Raw genomic sequence first — 14,100 nt, 5'->3', positions numbered from 1 at the left:
ATACTTGTATCAGAATTAACTCAATTCTATATTGGATTGAATGATAAGACTAAAGGTAATCTGACCGCCGGTTCCCTGATCACCTGTCATTTCATGTTGTCTGTTTTCACGCTCATATTCCCCATATTTGCCCTCATATTCCTTGGCTGGTATTTACGCAAAAGGGATTTGCTGAACGACTCTGCCACTACACAACTCAATAAATTTGTTGTCTGGCTGGCGTTGCCTGCGCTGCTTTTTGACATCACAGCAACGTCTGCCATTGCGTCTCTCTGGCAACCGGGTTTTGTTTTGAGCTTCACCCTCGCCGTGTTTGTCATTTTTACGCTTACTGTCGCAGTACAAAAGAAACGTAATATGTCGTTATCAGAGAGTGCAATAGACGGGCTAAACACCAGTTACGCCAATACCGGATTTATGGGCTTTCCCTTGCTCATGGCGGTAGCAGGAAGCGAAACGCAGACGCCAGTGCTCATTGCGACAATCATCACCGTTTGTGTTTTATTTGCTGTTGCCATTGTGCTGATTGAGATTGATCTCAGTAAAGCAGTAAGCCTTCGTAGTCTGATTGCAGATGTAAGTTCAAAGCTTCTGAAAAATCCGGTGGTGATTGCACCACTGGCCGGGGTAATGTTTCCGGCTTTTGATATTGATGCTCCGCAACCATTGCTGACCACGGCATCGTTGCTGGGTCACGCTGCAGCCCCCTGCGCACTGGTGACTATAGGATTGTTTATTGCCGGCAGTCATACCTCAATGAAAGGCAGCAGCGCTTCCGTTATCAGCTTTGTGCTCACTAAACTACTTATCCACCCGGCGCTGGCATACGTAATCGCGGTGTTGATCATGCCTGATAACGCGACAGGGATTTTTTACGTGGTTTTACTCAGCGCGTTACCTGCAGGTACAGGCCCGTTTATGCTGGCAGAGTATTATCAGAAAGAGGCGGGAAAGGTCTCTGCGTCGATCCTCATCACTACCGTAATGTCGCCGTTTACCCTTGGCGTCATTATTTATCTTTTTCAGTAGCTAACGCGTTATGCACCGCCCGGGTGAGAGGATAAAACCAGAGCACCACAGCCCCGAGCAGACAGCCTGCGCTGGCTACCAGCGTAATGATTTCGACGAACAGCACAGACTCAATATCAGCGTTTGCACTTTGCGCCGCATATTCCAGCGCACCGGCAATCACAGCAAAAGACAGACCGTCGCTTATCCGCATCACCAGATGAAATGCGCCAAAGGTAAGCGCCTGATTAGGTATCCCCTGATCCCTGGCACCGTATTCAATGGTGTCTGGTAATGCTGACCACACCAGTACCAGCAGTCCGCCTGAGAAAAAACCACAAACAACGAAATAAACACAGGCGCCGGTCATCGTGGCCGGGATCAGCAGAAGAAAGCTAAGGAAAGTCACAGCCAGCCCGGCCAGCGCAAGGATCATGGCATGATGCTTTTCCATGCGCTGTGAGAGATGGTTAAACCAGGGTAGCGCCACCAGCTTTCCTGCCGCCAGACTCATAATGAGCCAGGTCGTCAGCTTCTCGTCGTGAAAGAGCATGCTTGCGAAGTAAACGCCGGATTTGTAGAACACCGGAATAAAGATACACGGCAGCAATGAATATAACGCCAGTACCATGAATGCCTTATTTCGCAGGAGTGCACGGAATGCTTTACTGAGCGGAGGCGGGTGTTTGACCGCTGTCAGATTACCTTCCCGCCAGACCGGCAAAATACATAAATAAATATTCACCAGCATGAACACGCTTGCCGTGATAAGCAAGATAGTCCGCATCCCGTTATCCTGTGACTCCAGCATGGCAAGTGTATCGCCGGCATATGCGGCGAAGAGCAGGATTGCACAGGAATTATAAAAAATGCGGGATGAAGACAGACGTGTCCGCTCATGGCTGTCTCTGGTCAGTGACCCCATCATCGCGTTGTGAGGTATGTCTACCAGTGCATAACCAATGCGAAAGAGGATGGTCACCACAAGATAAAAAGTAAACAGATAGTCCGCACCGGCTGGCAGGGGATAAAACAAAATAGCGAACGACAGTACTGTCAGCGGCGCACCTGAGGCGATGACTTTCTGGTAGTGCAAATTATATCTGTCGAGAAGCAGAGACAGCGAGATATCCAGCACGCCGGAAACAAGCAGAGACACCATCAGGATCAGGCCCGCTGCCGCTGCCCCCAGTCCCTGTATATCGGCAAAATAATAAAGCAGCAGTAAATCAGTAAAGTTCCAGAGTGTACTTTTAGTAAAAGCGCCGGATGCATAGGCCTGTCTCTGGAAAAATGTCAGCATGAGCAGCTTCCGGAGGGCGGGATAGCAACCGGCATATTCATATCAGAGCAGCGGCCCGCAGGAGCTTCGCTGCACGTATTTACACGTCAGATCTTCTTTCTCTTCATAGGGACGATGCAACACAAGCTGTTGGATCAGCTTCCCGGCCGCTGCGCGCCCCAGATTGCCCACCGGCTGGTGCACAGTGCTGAGTGGTGGCCACAGATTCTTACTGGAAGGGTCGTCATCAAAACCTATCACCGATACATCGTAGGGGATCCGCAATTTCAGCTGGCTGGCCACTTTGTAAACCAGAGTGGCAAGATAATCATTGAAGGTAAAAAATGCGGTGGGGCGCTCGTCCCCGGACAGCAGGCGACGAATAATCTTTTCATATTCTTCATCTGACGACATAGGGCCCTGAAAAACCAGCGATGTATCAATAGGAATATCAAAATCGCGGTGCGCTTCTTCATAGCCCTGATAACGCAGTAAGCCACCGTGTACATTGTTAAAATTAATGATCGCAACACGGCGGTGCCCCAGCGTAAGTAAATGACTCACCGCCTCTTTCACGCCGGCCACAATGTCACAGGAGACGCAGCTGTTGGCGTCCAGTGACATAGGCAGAATTTTAACCGCCGGTTTTTGTTCAGCTTCGATGACTGACAATACTCCCTGATCATCACACAGTGGTGGCGTAAGAATGTAACCGTCAGGGTTTGAACGTTCCGCCAGTGCCTTAACCTGTTCGGCCAGCGAGGTTCTGTCTTTTACCGGCCGCACCAGTAAATCGTAGCCGGCTTCGTCACACACTTCGATAGCACCGGATGTCAGTCTCGCCGAATAGGAGTTCGAGGCATAGTCCATATATAACAGACAAATAAGATAAGACTGTTTAGTGCGCAGGCGCCTGGCATTGAGGTCCGGCCGGTAGCCGGTTGCGGCCACTGCACTGAGCACCTTTTCTTTATTTTTATCTCTGACTGTCGGGTCATTATTTAATACACGGGATACCGTTTTAATTGATACACCGGCAACCCGGGCGACATCATGTACCGTGAGATTCTTATCCGTCTTCATTATGGCGAGCTTCATTTATTTATGAATACATTGTGCCACAGAAGGCACCTGACAGAGAATCCATCAGGTTGTAAAAAGTTCCGCAAATAGACAACGATGGCATATATTTAATACAAATAGCTTTATAACCATTAAGAATATATAAAATAAATTCAACTAAAATCATCAAATTAAACTTATTTGATTTAACAAACACCAAAAAGACAACGATAGACTTTTTAAATATCAACGTAGTATGATTATTAAACATTTAACAGATATTAAACATTTGCCGCACCGGATTTTGCTGTACCGGTGAATGATAAAAATAAAAACCGTTAATTTGCCGGGTGCTGATAACAGCCCCGAAAGGACTACACTCTGAGGAGAAAATCCGATGTTTAACAAAAAACCACTGAATCGCGCATTGTTGCTCGCACTGGGCACGATGACATCCACTTATGCCGCCGCTCAGGACAACACCAGTGATGACGCGAAAGCGAACTCACAACTGGAGGTCATTGAAGTCACCGCACAGAAGCGGGTACAGGGCTTCATGGAAGTACCGGTTGCCGTTACCACAGTATCCGGCGAAATTTTAGATGCCGCTCAGGCCACAGAATTCCAGGACTTAGTTCAGGTAAGTCCGTCGGTGACATTTAACCAGTCCGGCGATATGCGAGGTTCCGGTGTGAACATTCGCGGGATTGGTACCACCGCGTTCCAGACCGCTGTAGAACCTACTGTCAGTACAGTCATTGACGGTGTCCCCCTTGGCCGTACGGTACAGTTTTTGTCGGATCTGGCAGATATTGACCGGGTTGAAGTATTGCGCGGACCGCAGGGCACCTTGTTTGGTAAAAATGCTTCCGGTGGTGTACTGAGTATTTTTACTAAACGTCCGGAAGATTCATTCTTTGGTGAAGTCCGCCTTACGCTCACTGATGATGACGCCTGGGGCATGATGGGTCAGGTGACCGGCCCGATCAGTGACAATGTGCGCGGACGGTTGTCTTTTTATAACCGTGATTTCGATGGTTTTGTGGAAAATGTTACTAATGGCGACACCATCAACGGAGACGAAAGTAAAGGTGTAAGAGGTAAACTCGATATCGATCTGGGCATGAATGACAACGTTTATATTATTGCCGATTATTCGAAGCAGGAAAGGGACTGCTGTACGCCAGTTTTACAAAGTATTGGCCGGGGTTCACTGGCAGACTTGCATCAGTTAGGAGAAGACTATGCCGACGTGGATGTATCCTGGGGTAACAACAAGGTCAAGATTGCCAGTCCGGCATATTCAAACACTGAAACCGGCGGGATCTCAGTTGAATACAACCACAGCTTTGAAGACTTTGCGCTGACCTCAATTACTGCTTATCGCGGCTTCACCCTGGAAACAGCTCAGGATGCAGATATCAATCCGTACACGTCGCCGGTAACAGGCCATGTACTGTTCACCAAAAACGGCGCTTCCGGCGGCGGCGATCAGCAACAAACCCAGTTCTCACAGGAACTGCGTTTATCCGGCCAGGCCACTGATAATATTTTCCTGACAGCGGGTGCATTCTACTGGGAGCAAACCGTTGAGCGTTATTTTGAACGTGAAGTGATGCGCTGCGCCGATGCCTACGATCCGGCTGTGGGCACTGTCGCCTGTTCAGAAGAAGGCTCAGGCATCGGTTTTGCTGCGATGGACTCAAAAGTTGATACCCGCAACTACGCATTCTTTGGTCAGGCAGACTGGGATGTAACCGAAGATTTTACTGCGTCATTGGGCCTGCGCTACACCAAAGATGAAATATCTTTTGATTTCGCCCGCGGCGCTGCAGTCATTACCGGCCCGTTCTCAGGATTACCGGCACTGCCTGCGTCAGCCGGCTATTTCACCAATGAAACCGAAGACGACGCACTGACAGGCCGCCTGGCACTGTCGTACGATATCAACGATACCACCATGATTTTCGGTAGCTATGCCGAAGGTTACAAAGCCCCTGCCTTCGACTTGATTTTCTCGCTGAACGAAAGCCGTACCGCACCTGTACCGGCGGAAACAAACAAAGCCTGGGAAGGCGGTGTGCGTTCAGAGTTTTTCGACCGCAGACTGCGTCTGTCTGTCACCGGTTTCCACACTACCTTCGAAAATTTCCAGGGTCAGGCTTACAACCCGGAAACGGTGACCTTCTCACTTACCAGCGCCGGTGAAGTTATCACCGAAGGTCTGGAAGTAGAGTTTAACGCCAAGCCTGTCCCTGAGTTACTGATCAGTGGTGGTGTCGCCTTTATCGATGCAACCTACGGAGAATTCCAGGATCAGCAATGCTATTTCAATCAAACAGCAGCACAAGGCTGTATTGACGGCTTCCAGTCGATTACCGGCGGAGATGTGCCTAACTCTCCGGATACTAAGTTTACATTGTCCGGCAAATACAACATCTACCTGGACGGCGACATGGATATGTTCGTCAGCGCCAATTACCGCTGGCAGGATGAAACCCAGATGAATCAGAACCAGGCACCGTATCTTGTTCTGCCAAGCTACAGCGTATTGGATCTGACTGTCGGTCTGCAGGCTGATGACGGTAAATGGGTCGCCAGTGTATTTGCGAAAAATGCACTCAACGACACCTATGTTGCTCAAATCGGTACGGCTATCTTTGATCAGAGCAACATTAACGCGCAGCTGACCAGAGACTTCCAGCGTTATATGGGTGTTGAATTTACATATCGCTTCGGCGCTTATTAACCCGGTGATACATTTCGCGGATAAAAGACAACGTTGCTTTTGTCCGCACTTTTTCACTTTTCACGAATACGGAATAAACAACCATGCCCGACACATTCACTAAGAAGCTGTTAACTGCTGCCAGCGCCATCGCCTTAAGTTTGTCGATGAATGCCGGCGCTGCAGAACAACAGCGTAACGTTATTTTTGTACTGATGGATGACCTTCGCTACGACGGTATGGGTTTTCTGCAGGAAGAACTGCAAACCCCGAACATTGATAAACTGGCTGAAACCGGTGTGTATTTTCCCAATGCGGTAGTGACATCTTCACTTTGTTCACCCAGCCGCGCCACCATTCTTACCGGCATGACCGCCCGTAATCACAAGATTGTTGATAACAATAACTCCAGTGAAGAAGGCCTGACCTTCTTTCCGAAATACCTGCAACAGGCAGGCTATCAAACCGGTTTTTTCGGTAAGTGGCACATGGGCAGCCATTCAGATATGCCCCGTGACGGATTTGATAAATGGGTCAGCTTTCCGGGACAGGGAGCGTATTACCCGACTGACGCCATTCCGGCTCCGATGCTGGCGAAAGGTATGGTGAATCAGCTCAACGTGGACGGTAAACACGTTAACCAGAAAGGCTACATCACAGACGAGCTGACGGATTACGCACTGGACTGGCTGAAAAATGATGTGAAAGGAAACCAGCCATTTTTCATGTACCTGAGCCATAAAGCCGTGCACTCCGATGCCACGCCGGCAGAACGCCATAAAGGACAGTACGATGATGTGGATTTCAAATTACCGGACTCAGCGGTGGTGACAGAAGAGGACGCGAAGAACAAGCCCATGTGGGTACATAACCAGCGCAACAGCTGGCACGGCACTGACTTTTTCTATGCCAGCGACCGCACTATGGAAGCATACCTTAAAGAGTATTACGCCACCTTGTCAGCCGTTGATGACAGCCTGGGCGAGTTAGTGCAGTACCTGAAAGACAACGATCTGTACGACAATACCATGGTGGTATTTTACTCTGACAACGGCTTTCTGATTGGCGATCACGGCCTTATCGATAAGCGCAATGCTTATGAAGGCTCAGTACGTGTTCCTCTTGTGATCAGCGCGCCTGGCCTGCTGCCACAAGGTGCGACCAACGAGGCACTGGTGAGAAACCTGGATATGGCTCCTACTTTCCTCGAACTGGCGGGCGCGGCGCAGCCTGAACAGTTTGAAGGAAAAAGCTTTTTACCCGTGGCATCCGGCAAGGTAGCAGAAGAAGACTGGCAATCGCCTGATTTTGTTTACGAGTACTACTGGGAATGGTCTTTCCCCATGACGCCTACCACCTTCGCCATTCGTCGCGGCGATCTTAAATACATCCAGTATCACGGTGTCTGGGACATCGAAGAACTTTACGATCTGAAAAACGACCCGGAAGAAATGCATAACCTTATCCGCGATCCGAAATATGCTCATGAGTTACTGCCACTGCGTCAGGCGCTCTACGCCGCTCTGCGTCCTGCTGATAACAGCAAGCCCTCGGTACCCTTTAACGCAAGGCTGGCTGAAGGTATGAACCTGCGTAAGAAAGACGGGTTGAAGGCCGCTCCTTTCCCGGACTGGTGGCTGGTTGAGCCCAACCGCAAAGACATGTACATGGGACTGTTTCCTGATACGCCGATGAAAATCGATATGCAGCGTAAAGGTGAAATGTACTTCCCGTGGATGGAAAAAACGGCTGACAAGCCGCGTCACTAAGGAGTTTGGTAAATGCGAATGTTACGCTGGTTAACTTTCACCGTTGTTGCCGGTTTATCCCTTACCGCATGGGGAAAGCAACCCAACATCTTGTTCATCGTTGCCGAAGATCTGAGTCCGCGCATAGGATCGTTCGGCGATGAGATTGCTAAGACCCCAAATATTGATGCACTCGCTGAGCAAGGCATTCGCTTTACCAACGTTTATGCAGCGGCCGGCGTGTGTGCGCCGAACCGCTCTGCACTCATATCAGGTATGTACCCCATTTCTATGGGAACCCATCAAATGCGTACCTCCCAGTTACCTTTGCCAAATGGTAAAACCGGATACGAAACCGTTACTCCCGCGCAGATGAAAGCATTTCCTGAGCTGCTCCGGCGGGCCGGTTATGAAACGGTGAATTTCGCCAAGAAAGATTACCAGTTCGGCACACCTTCAACCCTCTGGGATAAAGATATTGGTAACTATTTTTCGCCACTGAAAGCAGATTTATGGAATGAACTCTCCGGCGGGAAACCATTCTTCGCGATGATAAACCTGATGTCGACTCACGAAGGACACCTGTTAACAGAAGACGGCAAAGCCGCAGAAAAATTTAAGGGCTTTACGGATTTAATCAAAAAAGATCTGGCAAGGGTGCAGGCAGTCACCGATCCGGCCTCCGTCACCGTGCCCCCTTATTACCCTGACACACCTGTGGTACGCCGGTCCATCGCACAGCACTATGACAATATTCATTATATGGACAGCCAGGTAGGAGAGATCCTTGCTGCACTGAAACGGGACGGCCTCGATGACAACACCATTGTTGTATGGACCACAGATCACGGTGATGCGCTGCCCCGGGCCAAACGCTCAGTTTATGACACCGGCCTGCATATACCACTGATTGTGCGGTTTCCCGACAGACGCGACGCCGGTACACAAAACGACAGGTTAATTTCTATGGTGGATTTTGCTCCAACGTTTTTATCCTTTGCCGGTGCACCGCTCCCTGATTTTTTGCAGGGCACCGGAATTTTTTCCGTCGAACAGAGAGAGTATATCTACGCAGCCAGAGACCGCATGGATATGGTGCCTGATAAAGTACGCGCCGTAAGAGATCTCCGCTTTAAATACATCAGAAATGACATGCCTGAACTGCCGTACTTCAGACCACTGGTTTTCCGCGACATGTTTCCTGTGATGATTGCCTGGTGGGAAGGGCTGGATAAACAAAGCCTTAATCCCGCACAGCAATTTTACTTCGAGGCTCCCAGGCCCGGTGATGAACTTTACGATACAGACAATGATCCCTGGGAAACCCGCAACCTGGCAGACGATCCGTCACAAAAAGCACGCCTGAGCCGGATGAAGAAGGCGCTGAAAAACTGGGAGGTACAGGTTCATGATAAAAGCACTGAGCCGGAAACCGGTATGGTCGGGGCCATGTGGCCGGGGTTTGAACAGCCGGTGACCGCCAGCCCGCAATTTAAGCTGACTGAATGTCACCGGCAGGTGTGCGTTGCGATTACCTCGTCCAGCGACAATGCATCCGTTGCCTGGCGAATGGCAGCCGGGGAGCCCTGGCAACTGTATACCCAACCCGTTCCTGTCCAACCTAACAGTTATATCGAAGCAAAAGCCGTCCGCTACGGCTATCAGGAAAGTAATGTGGAGCAATATCATCATGACTAAGTTTTCTGTAGCAACACTGTTATCTGCCACCATCGGCGCAGCATGTTTGCTACCTGCCTTTTCAGCCAGCGCAAAAAGCACTGAGCAACCCAATGTCATTATCATTTTCGCTGACGATATGGGCTATGGCGACATGAGCAATAACGGCCATCCCACACTCACCACGCCTAATCTGGATAAAATGGCGATGGAAGGACAGAAATGGACAAATTTCTACGTGGCTGCTCCGGTGTGTTCCCCCAGCCGCGCCGGTCTGATGCTGGGACAATATCCCGTTCGTGCGGGACTGGCATCATCCACGCCAATGCGTCAGGTTTTCCGCGAAGACTCCTTGGGAGGCATGCCGGACAGCGCAACTACCATACCTGAAGCACTCAAAGCACAGGGCTACGACACGGCGATGATTGGTAAATGGCATATTGGCCATCTGCCACAATACCTGCCGGTCAATCACGGGTTCGACAGCTGGTTTGGTATTCCTTACTCCAACGATATGGATCAGGATTTTGAGAAAATTCAGCAGTTGAATGGCCCGGACTGGAGCATAAAAAACTGGAATAAAGGCAAACAGTGGACTAACCCCAAATCAGAATACTTCCGTGTGCCACTGATGCAGGGAGAGGAAGTCATTGAACGTGCGCCCGACCAGCATCAAATTACCAAAACCTATACCGCAAAGGCACAGGATTACATTAAGTCTCATAAAGACAATCCGTTCTTTTTGTATATCGCCCATGCGATGCCTCATGTGCCACTGTTCGCATCAGAGGAATTCGAAGGACGCAGCACACAAGGTCTTTACGGCGATGTGATAGAAGAACTGGACTGGTCAGTAGGTCAAATTCTGCAAACATTGAAAGATGAAGGCATCGATGACAACACGCTGGTGATTTTCAGTTCAGACAACGGCCCCTGGTTGTGGTTCGAAACCATGGGCGGCAGTGCCGGACTGCTTCGCGGTGGTAAAGCCGACGTTTTTGAGGGGGGAATGCGTGTTCCCGGCATCTTCTGGTGGCCCGGACATGTCAAACCGGGGATCCGTCACGATATTGGTTCCACCATTGATTTACTGCCCACACTGGTGGATTTAGCCGGTGGTGAAATTCCCAAAGACAGCGACGGTTATTCAGTCAAAAGCACACTTCTGGACGGTGAAGATGCAGTCCGTGATGTGTATTTTTACTACCGCGGAGCAAAAGTGTTCGCTGTCCGTAAAGGCCGCTACAAAGCCCACTTTATTTACAAAGAAGGCTACGGCGGCAACCCCGGAGAAACACTGGCAGAGCCGTTATTGTTTGACCTGAACGCCGATCCTTCCGAGAAATACAACATTGCTTCAGAGAACAAAGCCATTGTTGCAGAGCTCGCTGTACTGCGGGAACAGCACGCGGCAAGCATTAAACCGGTTGAAAACCAGCTGGATAAGTGTCAAAAAGGGTCGCGACTTTGTCAGTAACGAAAAGCAGATCATAGTGAACAACCTGATAAGGGGCTGCCTGGCAGCCCTGTTTTTATGCATTACCTTTACCGCCACAGCCAGTAGCGACAAGCACTACACCGGTGCGGAAACCTGCCTGTCCTGCCATCAGAAGGAAGGGGACGCCTGGCGTCAGTCTGATCACTATCACAGCATGCTGCCTGCCAGTGACGAAAGCGTGCTGGGAAACTTTAACGACATGACTTTCAGTGCGGGAGCCCGCACTACCCGTTTCTTCAAAGAAGGTGATGCTTACTTTGTCGAAACGCTGAACGGGCAGGGAGAAAAACAAACGTTCGACGTGGTTTATACGTTCGGCTTCAAACCACTGCAGCAGTATTTATTGCGGACAACCGGCGGACGGCTGCAAGCCTTTGATGTGGCATGGGACAGCCGGCCGGCAGAGCAGGGCGGGCAGCGCTGGTATCAGTTGCAGAACGATGAAGTCACCGATCCGGAACATCCTTTTTTCTGGACAGGATACTACCAAAACTGGAACAGCCGGTGTGCTTCCTGCCACTCGACCAATTTACAAAAGCACTATGACCCCGTTAATAATACGTTCGATTCTACCTACTCAGACGTTAATGTGGCCTGTGAAACCTGCCATGGCCCGGGCAGTGAACATATCAAACTGGCCGGCGAAGGCACGTTAAGCGCAACCAACACTGGTCTTAAGGCATTGGGCAAAGCCATCGCTTTTCATTTTAAGCCTGGTGACGCCATAGCACGGCCTCAGTCTTCTCCAGCCCCAATCAGTGAACTTGCCCTGAATACCTGCGGAGGGTGCCACAGCCGCAGAGCAGAATTAGGTGAACCTGATCTGACACAACCATACCACCAGCAATTCCAGTTAGATGCCATCGACGAACCGCTATATTTCAGTGACGGTCAGATCCGTGATGAAGTTTTTGTGCTCGGTTCATTTATGCAAAGCAAAATGGCGCAGGCTGGTGTTACCTGTATCCATTGTCATGATCCCCACTCGGGCAAAACCCGCCTGCCCGGAGCTCAGGTATGTGCAACATGTCACCGTCCTGACGTATTCATGGCCGACACCCATACCTTGGGGCATAAAGACGCTAATTGCCTGGACTGTCATATGCCGGCACGCACCTACATGGGCGTGGATGACAGACGGGATCATAAATTCCACCGGCCTTCTGCCCTGAATGAAGACAGTGTACGACCCTGCGCCACCTGTCATGAAGACAAATCCACGGCCTGGCTGCGCGATGCGGTTGAAAAATGGCCAGCCCGTGACGGCGCATCGCCGGATACCTCAGGTGAATGGGCAAAGTTAAATGCGGCATTAACCACGTGGGATCCTGCAGCCATTGCTGAATCCGCATCACTGCTTACCGACCCAAAAATTACGCTGCCTGATTTACTCACCAGTGCCCTCACCAGAAAAGTGGCCGCTCAGGCGCCGCAGCAAGCCGTAAAACTGATAAAAGCTCAGGCGGCTTCGCCATCTGCAGCGGTACGCCGTGGCGCTGCTATGGCAGCACCGTCTTTATCAGCTCAGCAACAGGCAGCTGTACTGGCTTCACTTGCAGATGATCCGGCATTGTCTGTACGCAGTGAGGTGGCAGCGGCACTGCTGAATGCACCGGCAGACAGTATTCTGCCAGAGGCGCAAATCAGCCCTCTTTTGGCAGAATATGAAGCCACACTGCTGGCCACGCGGGATCATCCCGGCGCCAACACCGGTCTCGCCCAACTGGCTTTGCGTAAAGGAAACATCATCGACGCAAAAATGTATTACGAGGCAGCGCTTCGCATTGACCCGGCCAACTTACCGGCTCTGCTGAGCTTTGCCGATTTTTTACGCAACATGGGTAATGAGGACGGCGCGAAAAGATATCTGACAAATGCACTGACCATCGCACCGGATTCCGGAGCCGTGCAGTTTGCCTACGGACTCATGTTAGTGCGGAACAAGCGTTATGAGGAATCGACGACGCATCTGGAAAAGGCCGCCCGGGCAGAAGATGCCAGCCCGCGTTTTGCCTTTGTTTACGGCGTATCCTTGTGGCAGCTCAAACAACCCGAAAAAGCACTCACGGTGCTGGATGACGCGGCGGCAAGATGGCCGGGCGATTATGATTTGCTGACAACCCGCGCTAAATACGCCTATCTAAGCAAAAACGCCGTGATGCTCCACAAAGCAGTCACGGCGCTGGGTAAGGTGTATCCGCAGGACAGCGTATATCTGCAGTTAAAACCGCTTATTCAGCCTTAGCGGCAGACGGTGCCTCAATGTGATGTGCCGTTACCCCTGCCGGATACAATAAACTGCGACGGAAAGTCGATGTTACCGTTACATCACCAAATCCGGCATCTTTCAGTACAGCTTTAATGGACTTGTTCGAATAGCAACGCAGGCTCGACACAATGCCATCCCACAATAACATTAGCGGTACTACCGGGATCAGATAGGTGAAAATGGCAGTCACCAGCAATAACCGGCGCTCGGTGATAAACGGTAACATGATCATCGCCACCAGCGGGCCTAACAGCATAGACACGTAACTCATAAAGGAGTTATCACAATACTCCAGCACCAGCACATCATCACCGTGTGACAGATTGAGCTTGAAGATCTGCGCCACCTGTTCGTTGTCAAAGTGGTGGAAAGAGTTAATAAAGATTTTCGGGCAGCGGAAATCCGGATTGTCTTTCAGCACGTCAATGGGTTGTTCCAGATAATGAATACGGTCATCACCCAGATTGTTAATGCGCTCACGGAATTCCGGGTTTTTATCAATCATGAAATCCGACAGGTAAAAACGCAGATCTTTCTTATTCAGCTCCTTCATCAACAGTTCGTTGACATAGCCACTGCCGGCACAAGGATCCATCACTGTGCCTCCGGCTTTGTTGATAAAGCGGTTCAGTTCAGGCAACCATAATCTGTGATAGCCGAATACTTTATACAATGCGCCCATAAAGCGACGCAGAAAGGCGTGATAAAACTCCGGAACCCAAAATAAATCACCGAATTCAAACAATTTTTTCTGCATGGTATCCCCGCGTTCTGTCCTTTTATCGTTGTAGGGTGAACAGTAAATAAACCTGTCATCGCCACAGGGTA

General features: G+C 50.3%; 9 protein-coding genes. 6 read left to right on the top strand and 3 right to left on the bottom strand.

Annotated elements, in window-relative coordinates; all coding sequences use genetic code 11:
- The first annotated feature begins 93 nt into the window (after nt 1–93).
- Nucleotides 94–1,029: an AEC family transporter gene (locus tag AC4PME_RS05400; RefSeq protein WP_491044817.1), complete on the top strand. Its 936-nt coding sequence runs from the start codon at nt 94–96 to the stop codon at nt 1,027–1,029.
- Here AC4PME_RS05400 and AC4PME_RS05395 read toward each other — a convergent pair.
- Nucleotides 1,010–2,311 (bottom strand): MFS transporter, encoded by a 1,302-nt coding sequence (locus tag AC4PME_RS05395; protein ID WP_491044818.1) that lies wholly within the window; start codon nt 2,309–2,311, stop codon nt 1,010–1,012. The genes AC4PME_RS05400 and AC4PME_RS05395 overlap by 20 nt on opposite strands.
- Nucleotides 2,312–2,353: 42 nt before the next feature.
- On the bottom strand, nt 2,354–3,373 hold the full coding sequence (locus AC4PME_RS05390; protein ID WP_491044819.1) for a LacI family DNA-binding transcriptional regulator: 1,020 nt from the start codon (nt 3,371–3,373) through the stop codon (nt 2,354–2,356).
- A 376-nt stretch (nt 3,374–3,749) separates the two neighbouring features.
- Between AC4PME_RS05390 and AC4PME_RS05385 the strand changes: the two genes are divergently transcribed.
- From AC4PME_RS05385 to AC4PME_RS05365, 5 genes are all read left to right on the top strand, one after another.
- Complete coding sequence (locus tag AC4PME_RS05385) at nt 3,750–6,101, top strand: TonB-dependent receptor (RefSeq protein ID WP_491044820.1); 2,352 nt, start codon at nt 3,750–3,752, stop codon at nt 6,099–6,101.
- Nucleotides 6,102–6,184: 83 nt separating this feature from the next.
- On the top strand, nt 6,185–7,849 hold the full coding sequence (locus AC4PME_RS05380) for a sulfatase family protein (protein WP_491044821.1): 1,665 nt from the start codon (nt 6,185–6,187) through the stop codon (nt 7,847–7,849).
- 12 nt (nt 7,850–7,861) lie between these two features.
- Nucleotides 7,862–9,526 (top strand): sulfatase family protein, encoded by a 1,665-nt coding sequence (locus AC4PME_RS05375; RefSeq protein ID WP_491044822.1) that lies wholly within the window; start codon nt 7,862–7,864, stop codon nt 9,524–9,526.
- On the top strand, nt 9,519–10,982 hold the full coding sequence (locus tag AC4PME_RS05370) for a sulfatase family protein (protein ID WP_491529513.1): 1,464 nt from the start codon (nt 9,519–9,521) through the stop codon (nt 10,980–10,982). The genes AC4PME_RS05375 and AC4PME_RS05370 overlap by 8 nt, the downstream gene beginning before the upstream one ends.
- Nucleotides 10,983–10,998: 16 nt before the next feature.
- Nucleotides 10,999–13,248 carry a tetratricopeptide repeat protein gene (locus tag AC4PME_RS05365; RefSeq protein ID WP_491044824.1) on the top strand — a complete coding sequence of 750 codons (2,250 nt, stop codon included), beginning with the start codon at nt 10,999–11,001 and terminating at the stop codon, nt 13,246–13,248.
- Here AC4PME_RS05365 and AC4PME_RS05360 read toward each other — a convergent pair.
- Nucleotides 13,235–14,029, bottom strand: coding sequence for a hypothetical protein (locus tag AC4PME_RS05360; RefSeq protein WP_119503162.1), 795 nt, complete (start codon nt 14,027–14,029; stop codon nt 13,235–13,237). The two genes, AC4PME_RS05365 and AC4PME_RS05360, sit on opposite strands and share 14 nt — an antisense overlap.
- Between the last annotated feature and the right edge of the window lie 71 nt (nt 14,030–14,100).

The organism is Alteromonas sp., assembly GCF_984505615.1.
The sequence above is the reverse complement of the archived record's forward strand: the minus strand, read 5'-3'. Positions and strand labels throughout refer to the sequence as shown.